Source organism: Pseudomonas cichorii (assembly GCF_003700275.1).
GTDB lineage: Bacteria > Pseudomonadota > Gammaproteobacteria > Pseudomonadales > Pseudomonadaceae > Aquipseudomonas > Aquipseudomonas cichorii_B.
Window position 1 is genome coordinate 19,991 of the sequence record NZ_RBRE01000102.1, and the last position, 18,339, is coordinate 38,329.

15 protein-coding genes are annotated in these 18,339 nt (G+C 57.7%); 7 read left to right on the forward strand and 8 right to left on the reverse strand.

Going from position 1 to position 18,339, the window contains the following annotated elements; all coding sequences use genetic code 11:
- Positions 1 to 35: 35 nt before the first annotated feature.
- A complete protein-coding gene (locus ALQ04_RS25920; protein ID WP_122318635.1) occupies positions 36 to 1,619 on the reverse strand; it encodes a peptide chain release factor 3 in 1,584 nt (527 codons plus the stop codon).
- 312 nt (positions 1,620 to 1,931) lie between these two features.
- Here ALQ04_RS25920 and ALQ04_RS25930 point away from each other — a divergent pair, with 312 nt between their 5' ends.
- The 4 genes from ALQ04_RS25930 to ALQ04_RS25945 are packed head-to-tail and all read left to right on the forward strand — an operon-like array spanning position 1,932 to position 5,420.
- Positions 1,932 to 2,678: an ABC transporter permease gene (locus ALQ04_RS25930; protein ID WP_183142280.1), complete on the forward strand. Its 747-nt coding sequence runs from the start codon at positions 1,932 to 1,934 to the stop codon at positions 2,676 to 2,678.
- A gap of 30 nt (positions 2,679 to 2,708) precedes the next feature.
- A complete protein-coding gene (locus ALQ04_RS25935; protein ID WP_122318637.1) occupies positions 2,709 to 3,602 on the forward strand; it encodes a glycine betaine ABC transporter substrate-binding protein in 894 nt (297 codons plus the stop codon).
- Positions 3,603 to 3,615: 13 nt separating this feature from the next.
- Positions 3,616 to 4,269 carry an ABC transporter permease gene (locus ALQ04_RS25940; RefSeq protein WP_122318638.1) on the forward strand — a complete coding sequence of 218 codons (654 nt, stop codon included), beginning with the start codon at positions 3,616 to 3,618 and terminating at the stop codon, positions 4,267 to 4,269.
- On the forward strand, positions 4,266 to 5,420 hold the full coding sequence (locus ALQ04_RS25945; protein WP_122318639.1) for a betaine/proline/choline family ABC transporter ATP-binding protein: 1,155 nt from the start codon (positions 4,266 to 4,268) through the stop codon (positions 5,418 to 5,420). The genes ALQ04_RS25940 and ALQ04_RS25945 overlap by 4 nt, the downstream gene beginning before the upstream one ends.
- On the opposite strand, the gene ALQ04_RS25950 is transcribed toward ALQ04_RS25945, so the two are convergent.
- Both ALQ04_RS25950 and ALQ04_RS25955 read right to left on the reverse strand, forming a co-directional pair.
- A complete protein-coding gene (locus ALQ04_RS25950) occupies positions 5,417 to 6,223 on the reverse strand; it encodes an EAL domain-containing protein (RefSeq protein WP_122318640.1) in 807 nt (268 codons plus the stop codon). The two genes, ALQ04_RS25945 and ALQ04_RS25950, sit on opposite strands and share 4 nt — an antisense overlap.
- A 26-nt stretch (positions 6,224 to 6,249) precedes the next feature.
- Entirely contained in the window at positions 6,250 to 7,809 is a 1,560-nt protein-coding gene (locus tag ALQ04_RS25955) for a methyl-accepting chemotaxis protein (RefSeq protein ID WP_122318641.1), read from the reverse strand.
- Between the two features lie 306 nt (positions 7,810 to 8,115).
- Here ALQ04_RS25955 and ALQ04_RS25960 point away from each other — a divergent pair, with 306 nt between their 5' ends.
- Positions 8,116 to 9,075, forward strand: a complete 960-nt coding sequence (locus ALQ04_RS25960) for an AraC family transcriptional regulator (RefSeq protein WP_259645092.1) — start codon at positions 8,116 to 8,118, stop codon at positions 9,073 to 9,075.
- Between the two features lie 24 nt (positions 9,076 to 9,099).
- On the opposite strand, the gene ALQ04_RS25965 is transcribed toward ALQ04_RS25960, so the two are convergent.
- Positions 9,100 to 10,224 (reverse strand): DUF3472 domain-containing protein, encoded by a 1,125-nt coding sequence (locus tag ALQ04_RS25965; protein ID WP_122318643.1) that lies wholly within the window; start codon positions 10,222 to 10,224, stop codon positions 9,100 to 9,102.
- Positions 10,225 to 10,699: 475 nt separating this feature from the next.
- Between ALQ04_RS25965 and ALQ04_RS25970 the strand changes: the two genes are divergently transcribed.
- Positions 10,700 to 11,863 carry a type III PLP-dependent enzyme gene (locus ALQ04_RS25970; RefSeq protein ID WP_122318644.1) on the forward strand — a complete coding sequence of 388 codons (1,164 nt, stop codon included), beginning with the start codon at positions 10,700 to 10,702 and terminating at the stop codon, positions 11,861 to 11,863.
- A 68-nt stretch (positions 11,864 to 11,931) separates the two neighbouring features.
- On the opposite strand, the gene ALQ04_RS25975 is transcribed toward ALQ04_RS25970, so the two are convergent.
- The 3 genes from ALQ04_RS25975 to ALQ04_RS25985 are packed head-to-tail and all read right to left on the reverse strand — an operon-like array spanning position 11,932 to position 15,094.
- Positions 11,932 to 12,807, reverse strand: a complete 876-nt coding sequence (locus tag ALQ04_RS25975) for a hypothetical protein (protein WP_147466633.1) — start codon at positions 12,805 to 12,807, stop codon at positions 11,932 to 11,934.
- Positions 12,808 to 12,838: 31 nt separating this feature from the next.
- Positions 12,839 to 13,843, reverse strand: a complete 1,005-nt coding sequence (locus ALQ04_RS25980) for an alpha-xenorhabdolysin family binary toxin subunit B (RefSeq protein ID WP_122318646.1) — start codon at positions 13,841 to 13,843, stop codon at positions 12,839 to 12,841.
- A gap of 3 nt (positions 13,844 to 13,846) precedes the next feature.
- Complete coding sequence (locus ALQ04_RS25985; RefSeq protein WP_122318647.1) at positions 13,847 to 15,094, reverse strand: alpha-xenorhabdolysin family binary toxin subunit A; 1,248 nt, start codon at positions 15,092 to 15,094, stop codon at positions 13,847 to 13,849.
- A gap of 409 nt (positions 15,095 to 15,503) precedes the next feature.
- On the opposite strand from ALQ04_RS25985, the gene ALQ04_RS25990 reads away from it, so the two are divergent.
- The gene (locus tag ALQ04_RS25990; protein WP_122318648.1) at positions 15,504 to 18,023 is read left to right on the forward strand and encodes a sulfite reductase flavoprotein subunit alpha; all 2,520 of its coding nucleotides are present in this window, start codon (positions 15,504 to 15,506) and stop codon (positions 18,021 to 18,023) included.
- Positions 18,024 to 18,147: 124 nt separating this feature from the next.
- Here ALQ04_RS25990 and ALQ04_RS25995 read toward each other — a convergent pair.
- Positions 18,148 to 18,339, reverse strand: a 192-nt coding sequence (locus ALQ04_RS25995; RefSeq protein ID WP_409077294.1) for an oligopeptide/dipeptide ABC transporter ATP-binding protein, incomplete at its 5' end; no start/stop codon positions are given.

Genomic DNA, 18,339 nt, shown 5'->3' on the forward strand with positions numbered 1-18,339 from the left:
AATGAATTGGCTCCTGCCGGAGTTGGGGCGTTTTATCAGTGGTGTTCGCGGGTTGCGCGGAATTTCACGTCCGGCCAGCGCTCTTCCATCAGGGCGAGGTTGACGCGGGTCGGGGCCAGGTAGGTCAGGTGACCGCCGCCGTCCAGTGCCAGGTTTTCCACGGCCTTGTTTTCAAACTCTTCGAGCTTCTTCTTGTCTGCGCAGTCGATCCAGCGTGCCGACCAGACGGTGATCGGCTCGTAGGCGCATTCGACCTTGTACTCTTCCTTCAGGCGACTGGCGACCACATCGAACTGCAGCACACCGACGGCGCCGAGAATGATGTCGTTGCTGCGCTGCGGGAAGAACACCTGCGTTGCACCTTCTTCGGCGAGCTGCTGCAGGCCCTGGCGCAATTGCTTGGACTTGAGCGGGTCTTTCAGACGCACCCGGCGGAACAGTTCCGGGGCGAAGTGCGGGATACCGGTGAAGCCCAGGCTTTCGCCTTCGGTGAAGGTATCGCCGATCTGGATCGTGCCGTGGTTGTGCAGACCGATGATGTCACCGGCATACGCCTCTTCCAGTTGCTCGCGTTCGGAAGAGAAGAACGTCAGGGCGTCGCCGATCCGCACATCCTTGCCAAGGCGTACATGGCGCATTTTCATGCCCTTGTCGTAACGGCCCGAACAGATGCGCATGAAGGCGATACGGTCGCGGTGTTTAGGGTCCATGTTCGCCTGGATCTTGAACACGAAACCGCTGAACTTCTCTTCGACCGGCTCCACGCTACGTTCGTTGGCAACCCGTGCCAGTGGCTTCGGAGCCCAGTTCACCACGGCATCGAGCACGTGATCGACACCGAAGTTACCCAATGCAGTACCGAAGAACACCGGGGTCAGTTGCCCGTTGATGAACTCTTCCTGATTGAACTCGTGGCAGGCGCCCTGTACCAGTTCCAGTTGCTCGACGAAGCGGTCGTACTCGTCGCCCAGATGGGCGCGGGCTTCGTCCGAGTCCAGTTTCTGGATGATCTTGGTTTCGGTGCGTTCATGACCGTGACCGGCGGTGTAGACGATGATGTAGTCGTCGGCCAGGTGGTACACGCCCTTGAAGTCGCGGTAGCAACCAATCGGCCAGGTGATCGGCGCCGCCTTGATCTTCAGGACCGCTTCGATTTCGTCCAACAGCTCGATAGGGTCGCGGATGTCGCGGTCGAGCTTGTTGATGAAGCTGACGATAGGCGTGTCGCGCAGGCGGCAGACATCCATCAGGGCGATGGTCCGTGGCTCTACGCCCTTACCGCCGTCCAGCACCATCAGCGCCGAGTCGACGGCGGTCAGGGTGCGGTAGGTGTCTTCGGAGAAGTCTTCGTGGCCCGGGGTGTCGAGCAGGTTGATCATGTGCTCGCGATACGGGAACTGCATCACCGAGGTGGTGATGGAGATGCCGCGCTGTTTCTCCATTTCCATCCAGTCGGATGTGGCATGACGATCGGATTTACGGGATTTGACCGTACCGGCGACGGAAATCGCCTTGCCCATCAGCAGCAGCTTTTCGGTGATGGTGGTTTTACCGGCGTCCGGGTGGGAAATAATGGCGAAAGTGCGGCGTTTCGCGACTTCGGCGGCCTGTTGGGTCATGGGAAATCGCCTGAAAGAGAGTGAAAAAATGGGCGCAGATTATAGCTCAACTCCAGGCAATAACCGAACCGTTCAGTCAATTTGGGGTGGCCAAATAATGTCTCGCATGGGAACCTTTCAGGCCGTGGAGACGTCCACTCTCTTGTAACAGGTCATGTAAGGCCAGTATCAAGAGCTGATAAATCAGCAAGTTAGCTTGACGAAGCTGCGCTCATGGCTTGTGTATTCGCCGAGGAAAACTCCTCACTGGCGATCCACCCGCTGCTCTTCGCGAACGTTATTGCAGGCGCCTCTTCCCAGGCGTCATAGACGATGCGTTCGCCGACGGAAATAAGGAGTCCGCCCGTGGCTAATCGCTATGGCAAGGGGCTATTGGGAGGGACGGTTGCCATCGTCCTCCTGGCCCTGCTGGTCCACTGGATCGGCATCGATACGTTCATGAAGTACAAGGATGACCTGCTGTTCTACCTGCAGGCGCATCTGGTTCTGGTTCTGGTTTCAATGTTGGCGGCTGTTGCAGTCGGTATCCCGGCGGGCATTGCCCTCAGCCGACCGAACATGGTTGGCCGAGCCGAACGCTTCATGCAGATCTTCAATATTGGCAACACCGTTCCTCCTCTCGCGGTTCTGGCCATCGCTCTCGGGATTCTCGGGATCGGCAGTGGTCCGGCCATCTTCGCTTTGTTCCTCGCTTCGTTGTTGCCCATCGTGCGCAACACCTACGAAGGCCTGAAAAACGTCCAGGGTTCACTCAAGGAAGCCGCTACCGGCATCGGCATGACACCGCGTCAGGTGCTGTTGCGGGTCGAGCTGCCCAATGCCGTACCGATCATTGTCGGCGGTGTGCGAGTGGCATTGGCGATCAACGTCGGTACCGCGCCGCTGGCGTTCCTGATCGGCGCCAACAGTCTCGGCAGTCTGATTTTCCCCGGTATCGCCCTGAACAATCAGCCGCAATTGCTGCTGGGTGCGGCATGTACCGCGCTGCTCGCCCTGGTGCTCGATGGCCTGGTCACTCTGATGAGTCGCCTCTGGCTTGAGCGCGGCCTGAGCCGCTGAGAGAAAGCTGCTGAGAGAAAGGAACACCCCATGAAAAAATTATGTTTGTTACTGGGTTTCGGCCTGCTGTTCTCGGGCCTGGTCCAGGCCGCCGAGAAACCTTTGCTGCGCATTGGCGCCCGGGTGTTTACCGAGCAGACCATGCTTGCCGAACTCACCGCGCAATACCTGCGCACCAAGAATTACAACGTGCAGATCACCGGTGGTCTGGGCAGCAACCTGGCGCGCAGTGCCCAGGAAAGCGGTCAGCTCGATCTGTTGTGGGAATACACCGGTGTGTCGCTGGTTGCCTATAACCATATCGATGAAAAACTCGACAGCGAACAGACCTACGCAAGGGTCAAGGAAGTCGATGCGAAGAAAGGCCTGGTCTGGCTTTCAGCGTCGCGCTTCAACAACACCTTTGCTCTGGCGCTGCCGCAGAAGATCGCGGACCGCTATCCGCAGGTCAACACCATGAGCGACCTGACCAAGGTGCTCAAGGATGAAGCCAAAGAGGGTCATGTCGTAGCGCTGGACACCGAGTTCGCCAACCGTTCCGACGGTCTGAACGGCATGGTCAAGCATTACGACATGAATCTCGGTCGCGAGAATACCCGGCAGATGGACGCCGGGCTGGTCTACACCGCCTTGCGTAACGGGCAAGTGTTCGCCGGGCTTGTGTACACCACCGACGGCCGCCTGAACGCCTTCAAGCTCAAGGTGCTGGAGGACGACAAGCACTACTTCCCGGATTACACCGCCGCCCCGGTGATTCGTCAGGAATACCTGGATGCCCATCCGGAAATCGCCACGCTGCTCAAGCCGCTGGCCGATCTGCTGGATAACCAGACCATGATCGAGCTCAACGCCAGGGTCGATGTCGACCACGAAAGCCCCGCCACGGTTGCCGCAGATTTCCTGCGCAAGCATCCACTCAATTAAGGAAGGAGACGATATGAGTTTCTTGAGCGCCTTCTCCCATCTGGACTGGGCTCAGGTCATACACCTGACCTGGCAGCACATCACGCTGGTCGGAGTTGCTGTAAGCCTGGCAATTCTGGTCGGTGTACCTCTGGGCGTGCTGATGACCCGCTTTCCGGCCCTTGCCGGTCCGTTGCAGGCCAGTGCCACGGTCTTGCTGACCGTGCCGTCGATTGCCCTGTTCGGCCTGCTGCTGCCGTTCTACTCCAAGTTCGGCCAGGGCCTTGGTCCATTGCCTGCGATCACCGCGGTGTTTCTCTATTCACTGCTGCCGATCATGCGTAACACCTACCTGGCGCTGACCGGCGTGGACGCGGGGATCCGCGAAGCTGCCAAAGGCATCGGCATGACCTTCGGCCAGCGCCTGCGCATGGTCGAGCTGCCGATTGCCGTGCCGGTGATCCTGGCCGGCGTCCGCACCGCGGTGGTGATGAACATCGGTGTCATGACCATCGCCGCCACCATCGGTGCCGGTGGCCTGGGTGTACTCATTCTCGCGTCAATCAGCCGCAGCGATATGTCGATGCTGATCGTCGGCGCCGTGCTGGTCAGCATTCTGGCCATCTTCGCCGACCTGCTCCTGCAATGGCTGCAACGCAGCCTGACTCCAAAAGGATTGCTCAAATGATCGAACTCCAGAATCTGACCAAAACCTTCACCTCCAACGGTAAAGACGTCAAAGCCGTCGATTCGGTAAGCCTGACTGTCAATGAAGGTGAGATCTGCGTCTTCCTCGGGCCTTCGGGTTGCGGCAAGAGCACCACGCTGAAAATGATCAATCGCCTGATCGTGCCGACTTCCGGCAAGGTGTTGATCAACGGTGAGGACACCACCGAACTGGACGAAGTGACCCTGCGTCGCAATATCGGCTATGTGATCCAGCAGATCGGCCTGTTCCCGAACATGACCATCGAGGAAAACATCGTGGTCGTGCCCAAGCTGCTCGGCTGGGACAAAAAACGCTGCCATGATCGTGCCCGCGAACTGATGAGCATGATCAAGCTGGAGCCCAAACAGTATCTGCATCGCTACCCGCGCGAACTGTCCGGTGGTCAGCAGCAGCGGATCGGCGTGATTCGTGCGCTGGCTGCCGAGGCGCCGCTCTTGCTGATGGACGAGCCGTTCGGTGCGGTCGACCCGATCAACCGCGAGATGATCCAGAACGAATTCTTCGAGATGCAGCGTGCCTTGAACAAGACCGTGATCATGGTCAGCCACGACATCGACGAAGCCCTCAAGCTGGGTGACAAGATTGCGATCTTCCGGGCCGGCAAGCTGTTGCAGATCGATCATCCGGACACGCTGCTGGCGCATCCGGCAGACGAGTTCGTCAGCAACTTCGTCGGCCAGGACAGCACCCTCAAGCGCCTGCTGCTGGTCAAGGCCGAAGATGCTGCGGACAACGCGCCGTCGGTCAGCCCGGAAACCCCGGTTGCCGATGCGCTGGAATTGATGGACGAAAACGACCGCCGCTACATCGTCGTCACCGACGGCGAGAACAAGGCGATGGGGTATGTCCGTCGTCGCGACCTGCATCGTCAGCAGGGCACCTGCGTCCAGTTCCTGCGCGAGTTCAACGCCACTGCCGCTTACGACGAACACTTGCGCATCCTGCTGTCGCGCATGTACGAGTTCAACCGCTCCTGGTTGCCGGTGCTGGATGCGCAGAACGTGTTCCTGGGTGAGGTCACTCAGGAATCGATTGCCGAGTACCTGAGTTCGGGGCGTTCGCGGGGCGGCAAGACCAGCATCGTTTCGCCGGCCGAAGCAGTGGCCTAACCGTTGTTCAGCACTGGCGCCTCATGTTGTGGCGGCCAGTGCCTGGACATGGACGGTTGGCGCGGGGCGAGCACTTTACAGGGCGAGCCCAGCGCTTGCAGTGAAGGCCTGCCCAGCAGATAGCCCTGGCCCCAGTTGCCGCCCAGGTCATTGACCATTTCGCTGTCGGCGTGAGTTTCGATGCCTTCGACGATCACGCAGGGCGCCAGGCTTTTACACAGTGGCAACAAGTGCGAAAGGGTTGTGCGCCCGAGCGGATTTATCCGTGCCCGTTCCATATAGCCCTTATCGATCTTGATGATGTCCGGGCTGGACTGCAGGATGAATTCCAGCGTGCTGTAACCGGAGCCAAAGTCGTCCACCGCGATCCGGCAACCGCTTGCCCGCATGGTGTTAACGAAGTCCACCGCCCTCGTAATGTTCGGCGTGGCAGCGCTCTCGGTAATTTCGATGACCAGTCGGCAAGCTACTTCCGGTTCGGCGGCCAGTTGTTGCAGCACGGGTTGCCAGTCTTCGACGAGAATCGCGCTTTGCGCAGATATATTGCAGCCCAGGGATAAACCTGGATGCAGTCGCAACCTTTGAATCACGGTACTCATCACGCTCAAATCGAGCCTCAGCATCATGCCCTGCTTCTCGAGCCTGGAAAACGGCGCGAAGGGTTGGCGGATGACGCTTGAGTGCCGCAGTAGCGCTTCGTGATAAAGCACCTGGCCGAAATCGGGAAGTGCTACCACCGGCTGAAAGGCCATCAGCAGCCGACCCGCGGCCAGCTCCCGGTAAAAATGTCTCACTCGTTGCATTGCGGTTTTTTGCTCCGGGGTGCGTTTTAGAGCTGGAAACGCCTGATCAAACCTTGCAGCTCACTGCCCTGGCGGGCGAGGTTGGTAGCGGCGACAGCAATCTGCTGAGTGGCGGTGGCGGACTGTTCGGTAACATCCTTGATGCCGTGCATGTTGCGGTTGATCTCCTCGACCACACTGTCCTGCTGTTCAGAGGCGCTGGCGACCTGCATGCTCATCACCTGGATCGTGGCCACCGACTTGCTGATGTCATTGAGTTCGGTCTGCACATTGCGGGTCAGGTCGACCGTGTTCTCGACCATCTGGCAACTGGCGCTCATGCGTCGGGTGGCCTGTTGAGCACTGCTTTGCAGCGAGGCAATCAAGGACTCGATTTCGGCGGTCGACTGCTGGGTGCGTGACGCCAGCCCGCGAACCTCATCGGCAACCACGGCAAAACCGCGTCCGGCTTCTCCGGCCCGAGCCGCCTCGATGGCCGCGTTGAGAGCCAGCAGGTTGGTCTGGCTGGCCAGCCCGTTGATCACCGTGAGCACGCCGCCGATACGCTCGCTCTCGGTGGACAACTGGCTGACGGCCTGATTGGAGCTGTTGATTTCCTGGCCGAGCAACTCGATCTGGGTCAAGGCCTGCTGGGCGACCAGATTGCCCTGGCTGGCTTTCTGATCGGCAAACTGGGCCGCGTTCGAGGCCTCGCCAGCGCTCATGGCTACATGCTGGACGGTCGAGACCATTTCGTTCATGGCTACTGCGACCTGATCGGTGTCTGTGCGCTGCGAGTTCGCGTCGCTGCTGCTTTGTTCGGTCACGGCCGACAGCTCTTCGGCTGCGCTCTGCAGTTCACCGGTGACCTGGCTGACCTGGCCGAGCAATTTGCGCAGGTTCAGGCCGGTCTGTTCGAGTGCCGACAGCAGCACACCAAACTCATCCTTGCGCTCGGGGGCCGAGAGCCCGGTCAGGTTGCCTTCGCCTATCCGTCGGGCCATAGCCAGAGCTGCGTTGAGCGGCTGCTGGATCTGCCGGGTAATCAGCCAGGTCACGCCAAGCCCCATAAGCAGGGCGATTACCAGCAGGCTAAGCAGTTGTTGTCGGGCGAAAGAGGCTTCCTCGATGCTTTTTTCGTTCTGGCTTTCGATCAGGGTCTGGATGGTGCCGAAAGCCGATTTGAAATGGGTTTCCAGAGGGACGCGCGCTGCATCGACCTGCACGCTGTTGTTCTGGCGCGTGGCCTCGACCAGCGCTTTGAGAGCTGTCGAGTAGCGGGCCATGCTGTTGTTTATTTCATCGAAGCGTTTCCAGTCTTCGGGGCTCGAGAAAAGTTTTCTGTTGTCGGCAATCAGTTTGTTGACGCGGCCCAATGCTTCATCGATCTGTTGCAGGTATTGATTGGCGTGAGTGGCCTCATAACGCAGTCGGGAGGATTGAACGATGTTCGCTTCATCGATGATCCGGTTGATTGCAACCGACTTGGTGGCCCGGTCGGTCATGGACTGGATGCTGTGCAGGCCAACCAGTGTGGTGATGACCAATACGAGCAGCACGGTAGAAAAGCCGGCTATCAACTTGAGCTTTACGGATAAATTTTTCATGGGCAGGGATCAACGTATAACCAAGGGAAAGAGCGAGCGTCGATGTCGTGATGCCCGGATCAGAGCCCTGGCCCGCATCGACTGTTTATTCGGGTTTTCAAATGGGGCCATGATCGGGCATTGAAGAGGGTTAGAGGAGTGTCCTGACACCCTTTTCGCTTGTCCCATGACTCAGTGGTCAGATAGCGAGCGCTCTTGCTCAAGGTGTTCTATGGCAATCACCAGGATCAACGGGTGATGGTCGAGAGGTAGCGGATAGGCATGTACAGAATAACCAGTGCAAGCTTCAGGGTTTTGGTGCTGACCATGGCTGAAACGGGGGTAGACATGGATGCCCTGTTTGCCGATTTTGGCTGCGAAGGCCGTGACCTCTACAGTGATCCCAAAGGGGTCAGAATGGAATTGGTCTACCACTTGATGGCTGAGGTCACACTGCGCAGTGGCTGTCCGGATTACGGCCTGCTGGCGTACTCGAAAGCGCACCCGGCCAATCTCGAATTGCTGGGTTACGCGATCATGTCCAGCTCGACCCTGGGCGCGGCGCTGAAAAAACTGGTGGACTATCACCTGTTGATCGGCAACGGCTTCTGCTTTTGTCTTGAGCGCAAGAGCGATCAGGTTTCGCTGCTCGGTTTCGACCTGACCCGTGACGGTTCCCTGACCCCCAGGCCCGTCATCGATTCGGCCATGGCGCAGATCCTCGGTTTGATCCACTGGCTGCTGCCGGAGCACAAGCCCGGACCGCTGGCCGTGACTTTTACCTATCCCGAGCCGGATGACATCGGCTCGTTGACCAGATTGCTGGGCAATGACCTGATCTTCAATGCGCCGTACAACAGCATGACATTCAAGACCGATGTGGCCGACATCGAGCTGCCGACCGCCAACTCACAGCTGGATATGGTGCATGCCGAACACGTTCGGGCCCGGCTCGATGATTTGGTCCGCGGTTCCATGGCGGCCAGAGTGCGGCGCGCATTGTCCGAGCATCTGACCCAGGGCATTGCCTGCGGGCTGGATGATATTGCCCAGACCTTGCATATCAGCAAGCGCAGCCTGCAACACGGTCTTGAGCGTGAGGGCGTGAATTTCTCCGGGCTACAGGACGAAGCACGCCTGAAGATGGCCCACAGTTTTTTGCGCAACTCCATGCGCAGCCTCAAGTACATCGCTGCGCTTCTGGGATTTCGTGACCAGAGCAGTTTCAACAAGGCGTGTCTGCGCTGGTTTGGGGTACCGCCCGGGCATTATCGTGGGCGCTCCTGAGCGGTTTCGTTGCTTCTTCGAGCTTCAGGACACGCTGAATGAAGCGGAATAGTTCATTGAGCGCATATTGAAAATATTGATGACGAGAAGCGTAGCGTAGTAGTTTCCCGCAGCCAGCATCCCGGTCTGGAACGTGGTTGTTCGCTGTTCCGGGCGTGTATTCGAGTTGGATGCAATCACGGTTGAGGACGTGTCTTTACGAATATCGATCCAGTAGCTCAGTTGCGGAGGCGAGGTAGAGGGTATGCCCCACTCGACTGACACTGCCCCGACTGATGACTTGTAGGTTGCATGGAGCCAATCCACTTGCGATGCCTTGACGACTTTGGGCTTGCTGTCGAATTGATCGGGTATCAGCCTGATGCTGGTTTTGTCATTGTCAAAGCGCCCGCCCGCAATGAGTTTGATGTTGGCATCTCCTGGAGAGTCCCCGCTGCCTACCAGCGTGGCATTCCAGGTGTGTGGATCACCGCCGGCGCTCGCTTCGTAATAAGTGGGTTTTTGCCAGGACCCGTCCTTGTTCATCCGGAAGTGCTGGCCGTAGATCCCGGAGTAGCCAAGGGCATCGCCCGCAAAGCGCTCGAGAAAGCTGTTGCAGCTCGTACCGGTAAAGGAAACATCGCCGTCTGGTACGGACGCTGACATGTAGTGCGTCCATCGTCCATCCGTGTATGAGTACATGAACATCGCCATGTGCGTCACGCTTTGCCCTGGAATGAACCAGCGCCTTATCACCATTCCATACCACTTATCCAGCGACCATGGCATGGGATGAGAGGTGTGCAAGCCGGTGCCTTCACCGCCGAAATGGGCGGTGTACAGGCCTTCAAGCCCATATTCCAGATGCACTTCGGCCTCGGCCGGATCGCTTGCCAGATCCCAGATCGAGCAGATGTTGTTGTAGGTGAATATTTGCCCATCGATCAACTTGTTGTTCTGGTGCTGAATGCCGGCGTAACCGCCTCGCGGGCCGAAATAGAAATTGCAGCCTGACCAGTAAATGTGAACCGCGTCACCCGCTTTGGGCACGAATTGTTCCACGTAGATCAACTCGGCCGTGCTTTCCCGGAAATGCGAGGTCACTGACGGGCCGGATGTGGGGATGTCTCCACTGCGTGCTGGACTGTCGGATTCTGGATGCTCTGTCATGGGGATCGCCTGATAGGAGGTTTGTCCAGATTGTCAGCGGGTTCCGCAGCACCTCGCACCTGTAGGAAATGCCAGTTCTGAGACCGTTTTGCAGGGCTCGATAGCCAAAATGAGTGCATCTGGTGATATGACGCCTGCCTGTCGAGTCAGGCGATCAGGGGAACATCAGCCTGTCATCAGGGTCGGTTATAAAGGCGGTCAATTTGGCTATCTGCCGAGCGTGTGTGAAAACGCGACATTTTTTGTTGATCTCAAGCCTCTCAGGTCCTAAAGTTCGCGCCGAACGTCCATGCTGGAAACGATCCATCCGGCTCAAGTACTGACGACGAGACAGCAAGGCCAAGGGGCATGATCCCCATGGCCTTTTTGCTTTCGGCGACATGCCTTGGGAAGTAGGCGAACCAAAGTGGGGATACGGAGGGCGTTCATTTGCACCCATTTATATTCATCTGTTTGCCAAGTGGAGTTCCCGAGCATGCCGATCAAGGTCGAAGACTACTTTTCAGCCGATTCCTTCAAGAAGATCAAGTCGTTCGCTGACAAGCAAGAAACCCCGTTTGTCGTCATCGACACCGATGTGATCAGCCAGGCCTACGATGACCTGCGCGCAGGTTTTGAATTCGCCCAGGTTTACTACGCCGTAAAGGCCAACCCGGCGGTCGAGATCATCGACCTGCTCAAGGCCAAGGGTTCGAGCTTCGACATCGCCTCCATCTATGAGCTGGACAAGGTGATGGATCGCGGCGTAGGCCCGGATCGCATCAGCTACGGCAACACCATCAAGAAGTCCAAGGACATTCGTTACTTCTACGACAAGGGCGTGCGCCTGTACGCGACCGACTCGGAAGCCGACCTGCGCAACATCGCCAAGGCTGCGCCGGGCTCGAAAGTCTACGTACGTATCCTGACCGAAGGCTCGACCACGGCTGACTGGCCTCTGTCGCGCAAGTTCGGCTGCCAGACCGACATGGCCATGGACCTGCTGATCCTGGCCCGTGACCTGGGTCTGGTGCCTTACGGCATCTCCTTCCACGTCGGTTCGCAGCAGCGCGACATCAGCGTCTGGGACGCTGCCATCGCCAAGGTCAAGGTGATCTTCGAGCGTCTGAAACAGGAAGACGGCATCGAGCTCAAGCTGATCAACATGGGTGGCGGCTTCCCGGCCAACTACATCACCCGTACCAACAGCCTGGAAACCTACGCAGAGGAAATCATCCGCTTCCTGAAGGAAGACTTCGGTGATGACCTGCCGGAAATCATTCTGGAGCCGGGCCGTTCGCTGATCGCCAACGCCGGTATCCTGGTCAGCGAAGTCGTGCTGGTTGCGCGCAAGTCGCGTACCGCCGTCGAGCGTTGGGTGTACACGGATGTGGGCAAGTTCTCCGGCCTGATCGAAACCATGGACGAAGCCATCAAGTTCCCGATCTGGACCGAGAAGAAGGGCGAGATGGAAGAAGTGGTCATCGCCGGCCCGACCTGCGACAGCGCCGACATCATGTACGAGAACTACAAGTACGGCCTGCCGTTGAACCTGGCCATCGGTGACCGCCTGTACTGGCTGTCCACCGGTGCCTACACCACCAGCTACAGCGCTGTTGAGTTCAATGGCTTCCCGCCGCTGAAGTCGTACTACGTCTAAACGCTCTGCGTTGACTGAAGCCCGCAAGCGATTGCGGGCTTTTTTGTGGGCGCCAGACTGGCAGGTGCCTATACAGGGTTGGCCGTCAGGCTGTTGAACCAGCGTGTGAAACGCTGGACCTCTTTCAGACTGACAAGCATCAGCCTCGTTTCCAGATAGGGACGCGAAGGATTATCGGTTTTGCGCATGCGCAGGGTATGGGCGAAAGAAAGCCCGAGCACATCGCATACTCGGGTGATATAGGCATCCATATTGGTGGCTGCGCAGAGAGCTTCCGCATATTGCCTTTGGGCGATGACAACATAGCTGCGCGCGCTCCTGAGCCGGGCCTGTGGAGAAAGTGCAGGACCTGTTTCAGCAAAGGAGATCGAGGCGGTGAGATTCTGCATCGCAGCATTCTGCTCGCCGTTCCTTTCCATCAGGTCGTATTGATGGGCGTGGCGATAGATGTTGCCGTTCAGGAAATCGATGACACGTGGCAGTATCGTATAGATACCGCGGGTCAGGGTTTGCAGCGTTCGTTGATGGTCATCGAAGGTTTCCATGAACATGCCCAGTCGGCTTTTGCTCTGCTCGATGAAGTGCCGAGTGACATCCTGGCTGCCGCTGATGCTTTCGGTGGACGGGATAATGTCCTCCAGAAATGCCTCGAGTTCTCTGTGCAGGGCAGTGAGAGCAGGCAGAACTTTCGAGCCGAGCGATAGATGATCGCTGGCCTTGCTCAGCAGGGCGGCGATTTCCGGTATGCGATAAGAGCCGTATTCCCTTGCCGGAACCAGATCAAGGTTGACCTTGAATGAGCGGGTGAACTCCGGAAGTTTTTGCAAGACCCGCATATGGTTGTCGAGCCCGGTAAGGTCGCTTTGTTGGATCAGATTCCCGGTCATTATTGAGTCCCTGATAGAGTCGTGTCGGAATTCAAATGCAGGCAAGGGAAATGGCACAGGCCATCTCCCTTGCCTGCATGCGGGCTAATCAGCGGATAGGTTGCAGGTAGCTGACCATTTGCAGCCCGGCACTGACGAAGCGCGCACTGCGCTGCTTGTCGTCCGCCGCGACTGCCTGGTTGATGGCGATGAAGCTGTCTACTGCCTGGGCCACTTTCTGATATTGCTCAACGTAAAGAGTGCGCTGGTCGTCCATGGCATGGAAACATTCGATCAGCTCGATACGTTGAGCCAGCGCCTGCTTTTCCTTCTCCCGCTGGCTCAACTGTTCAAACAGCTTGTCTATTCGCTCGCGCAGGCTGTCGCGACGTTTGAGCAGACCAATGAAGTTGATCCCTTCGGCGCCCTGTTCCAGGGTCGCTTTCATCTGCTCGATCGCCAGGGTGATGACGGCTATCTGCGGTGGCTGCAAGCCCAGCGCAATGATCTTTTCTGCGGTAAGAAGAGTGTCACGGGCAATGTTGGCAAAGCCTTTGCTCTCGATAGCGTCAATGGCTTCGCTCAATACCCGGCGCTCCTCCTGGAGGCCGGCAAGCCGGGTGCGGGTTTCGTCGAGTCCGGCTGTTGCCCTGATCACGTCCTGCTCAAGGCTCTTCTTGAACTCCAGGGTCTGCTGGCGATTGGCAGCTTCTTTCATCGCGCTCAGGGCGTTGGCCAGCTTCAGTGCTTCGGCGCTTGCCATGCTCATGGCGTTTTTCAGGGTGTAGGCGCGTTCGGTCTGGATGTCATCGACATCTGTCTGGTCGTTGGTTTCGATGAGTTCCTGATCGTACTTTCGCAGCAGTTCGATGCGAGATTCGATATCCCTCATCAGCCGCATGCAAGCGCCGCCCAGGCGCTGATGCTCGATGACCATGGTGTTATTGATACGTTTGAAGCGTGCATAGAGATTGGGCAGGTAAAGTGTCTTGGCATACAGGACATCGGCAGTGACCAGGGTGCTGTTCATGCTGCCCAGGTTACTGGACATGACCTGCACGTCTGGCGCCTTGATGTTCAGAGAGTTATCGAGGGGGGTAATAGTCGTAGTCATTTTTTATTTTCCATAAATCCGTTTGAATTCATCGTCCGCTTCCTTGAAGACATCCAGTAACGCATCGGAGTCCTGTTCGATGGTCTTCCAGGGTTGTACAACCTGCCTGAAGCGATTCATGAATATTCTCAGCGACAAGGCATTGGTAATGTCGGTCGAGGCCCTTACCGATTCCTCGATGAAAAGAAACAACTTGCTCCAGACAGTAATCAGATTCTTGGTGGCGATGTCGGCGTCAATGACGACGGTCACAAGGTTTTGCAGGTCAAACTTGACGCGGCTCAAAGAGCCCAGAATCTTGTTTTTAAGTTGCAGGTCGTTGATGTCCTGGTCTTGCAGTTCGATCAGCCGGTTTCTTTCCTTGCGAACACTTTCGGCCTCGACGCCAAAGTAAATGCCCAATGCAAGGCCGACAATATTCAGTTTGCTGACCGAGCCCAACGATCTTTCGACGGCCGCTTTATATTCCTTGTTCTTTTCGTCGATATCTTTCGCGCGGCGCTCGATGGCCTCATTCAACTTTGTGACATCGGCTGGCAAGGAGCTGTTATCGATGGCGGTAACCTTGCGCTGGATTTCCGGTGTGACGTAGAGCGCAAGATCATGGCCGAACTTCTCCAGCTCTTCCTTGATGTCTTGTGCGTCTTCCTGGTTTTCCTTGACCTTGCGCAGGATTTCATCGAGGTAGAAGCCGACGTCCCGCACGGTTTCCTGATCTTCGGGGCTCAACTCTATGCCCGGGAACTGATCGCCCAGTTCAAGCTTCAGGCGTTTGACGTCCTCCAGGGTCTTGATATCGAATTGATCGAGGATTTTCCCGCCCTTGATATCGTTGTAAATGTCTTCCATGCTCTTGCCATACACCAGCATCTGGCCAGCAAACACTTTAAGTTTGCTACCGACCGCCAGTAACTGACTGCGCAGTGGACTCCAGCGCCGGGCATGGTTATGCACCAGTTTATAACTTTTCAGAAAATCTTCGGGCTCCAGTCCGGCGCCGGCTCCGCTGCTGTAACCCAGGTAGGCAATGACTTCTTCTATCTCGGTCGGCAAGGAAAGGCCGACCAGTTCATATTGCTTGAGATTGACGATCTGTTGCTTGGTCAGTATCAGGCCGGGCGTGCGTTGAACATCTGAATCATTGGCAGAAGAAACATCAAAGAATACTTCGGGTGCCTTTATCGCTTCGTCGGTAACAGTATCTCCTGTGGTGGTGTTGTCGGTGACTAATCTGTCGAGTATTGCGGTCATTGGGTATGTCCTTATTTTCCAGGGGTATCATTATTGGATCCCCGGTTTTGTATGTTTCAGTTGTTGCTTTCGATAAAGGTTAGGGGGCTTCGATCATGAGTGTCAAAGGCGAAAGGCGGTCGTGATGTGTAGGATATATGTTTGGTTTGGGTAAGGAGTGAATGCAGAAGTAATATGGATGTATAAGTATATTGCGATGATTAAGTCGCTCTGGTTTATGGCGTGAACAGGTTAAAAGTGATCCATATTTACATTTGGAATATCTTCTCATCGAGGTTCACGCATACGCCTTTGCCCGCTGGTATCCCCAGCCACGTTCGTGGCTGGATATCCTTAACGCTAAAGATGAGAATAAATAACATTTAGCGCATAATGCGCCCCGCAAAATGCCTGCGAGGTAGTGAGTGTGTTGAAGAAAGTCCTGTTCCAGGTTCATTGGTTCTTCGGGATCACGGCGGGGCTGGTGCTGGCCTTGATGGGCATTACCGGTGCGCTGTATTCGTTCGAGGATGAGATTCTCGATGCGCTCAATCCCGATGTGCTGCTCGTCCAGGAGCGGGAGGCCACCTTGCCTGCGCCGGAACTGGCGCGCCGGCTGGAAGCCGCTACCGGTCTGAAGGTGGCGATCCTGCGCGTGCAGACGGTCGGTAATCGTGTTGCGCAGGTGTATTTCACTCCCGAACCGGGCGAACGACGTGGCCCCAAACGCAACTTCGATCCCTACACCGGAGAAATCCGTGGCAACGGTGTTGGCGAAGGCTTCTTCGATTTTGTCCTGAACCTGCATCGCTTTCTGGCGGCGGGCGAGGTCGGCAAGCAGATCACTGCGGCCTGTACCCTGATCCTGGTGTTCTTCTGCCTGTCCGGCCTTTATCTGCGCTGGCCGCGCAAGGCACTGGACTGGCGGGTCTGGCTGACCATGGACTGGGCAAAGAAAGGCCGCAGTTTCAACTGGGACCTGCACTCGATCTTCGGCACCTGGTGCCTGCTGTTTTATCTATTGTTCGCGGTGACCGGCCTGAGCTGGTCGTATGACTGGTTCAGCAACGGCATGAACCGGCTGCTCGCCGATCCCGCGCCTGTCGAACAGCGCAAGGGCGTTGCAAAGCCTGCGCAGCCGCGCGGTCCGCTGGTGGTGGATTACGATGCCGTCTGGGCCAGCATCCAGCAAGCGGCCGGGCCTGAACTGAGCGCCTACAACCTGAGGCTGCCGGCCAGCGGTGGGCAGCCTGCCACTGTGTTCTACCTGCTCAAGAGTTCACCGCATCCGCGTGCCTACAACACCCTCAACCTGGATCCGGCCAGCGGCCAGGTCAATTTCAATTCGCGATACGCGGACAAGAGCCTGGGCGCGCAGTTGCTGATCAGCAATTACGCGTTGCATGTGGGCAGCTATTTCGGCCTCGCCGGGCGCATTATCATGACCGCGGCCTCGCTGCTGATGCCGCTGTTCTTCATCACCGGCTGGTTGTTGTACCTGGACCGGCGTCGCAAGCAACGAGAGATCAGGCTCGCCCGGGGTGAGCTTGTGGCCAGCGACGAGGCATCCTCGTGGCTGATCGGCTTTGCCAGCCAGAGCGGTTTTGCCGAGCAACTGGCCTGGCAGACCGCCGGGCAATTGCAATCTGCCGGCTTGCCGGTGCGCGTGCAGCGCCTTGGCGAGCTGACCGAGCAGGACCTGAACCAGAGCAGCAATGCCCTGTTTGTGGTCAGCACCTTTGGCGATGGCGAAGCGCCGGACAGCGCCCGTGGTTTCGAGCGTAAATTGCTCGGTAGTCCGTTGGCCCTGCAGAACCTGAACTATGCCGTGCTGGCTCTGGGCGACCGTCAGTATCCGCAGTTCTGCGCTTTCGCCCACCGCTTGCATGACTGGCTGGCCGAGCGCGGCGGTCGCACGCTGTTTGCGCCGGTGGAGGTCGACAGCGCCGATCCTGCCGCCTTGCAGCATTGGCAGCAGCAGCTTGGACAAGTGACAGGCAGCCAGCCCACGACAACCTGGCAGGCCCCGGTGTTCGAGAACTGGACGTTGACGCGCCGCGAGCTGTTGAACCCCGGTAGCAGCGGTTCAAAAGTCTTCCTGCTGGATCTGGCTGCGCCGGGCGCAGCAAGCTGGCAGGCCGGTGATCTGGTCGAAGTGTTGCCGCGTAACGGCACGGCGGTCCTTGAGCATTTCCTGAGCGGCCTGGGCATTGCCCACGACACGCCGGTCAGTGTCGATGGCTTGCAGGAAACCCTGCTACAGGCGCTGGCGACTCGGCAGTTGCCACAACACCGCGCACATCTGGTCGGCTTGCACGCTCAGGCGCTGGTCAATGCATTGGTGCCCCTGGCCGCTCGCGAATACTCCATCGCCTCGATCCCCGAGGACGGCGTGCTGCAACTGATCGTGCGTCAGGAGCAGCATCCGGATGGCAGCCTGGGGCTCGGCTCCGGCTGGCTGACCGAGCATGCTTCGCTGGAGGGCGCCATCAGCCTGCGTCTACGCCGTAACAGCGGCTTCCATTTGCCGGCCGAACCGCTTCCGTTGATTCTGCTGGGCAATGGCACCGGGCTGGCGGGGCTGCGCAGCCTGCTCAAGGCGCGTATTGCTCAAGGGCAGTCACGCAACTGGCTGCTGTTTGGCGAGCGCAATGTCGCGCATGATTTCTATTGCTCGGCCGAGCTGCAAGGCTGGCTGGCAAGCGGCGCTCTGGCGCGTCTGGATCTGGCGTTTTCCCGCGATCAGGCGGAAAAAATCTACGTGCAGGATCGCTTGCGCGAAGCCGCCGATGAATTGCGAGCTTGGCTGGATCAAGGGGCGGCGATCTACATCTGTGGCAGTCTTGAGGGGATGGCTGCAGGTGTGGATCAGGTCTTGAAGGATGTGCTGGGTGAACAGGCTGTGACAGGGCTGATCGAGCAGGGGCGCTACCGACGGGATGTTTATTGACGGTAGACGAGCAATCGCGAATGAATGGGCTCTGTCCTCGTCAAGTGTTGTGGTGTTTCCCACAGTCCTCTGACGGACTTGCAACACTTAATGCAGACAGAGCCAACTCATTCGCGAAAAAGGCCTACGCCGCTACAAACTGCTCCGCGTAGTGACAGGCCACCTGACGGTTATCCACCGTGCGCAAGGCTGGCTCTTCCTTGGCGCAACGTTCGGTCGCATAAGGGCAGCGCTTGTGGAAGGCGCAGCCGCTCGGCGGGTCGAGGGGGTTGGGCAGCTCGCCGACGATCTTGATCTTTGTAGTGGTCAACTTTTT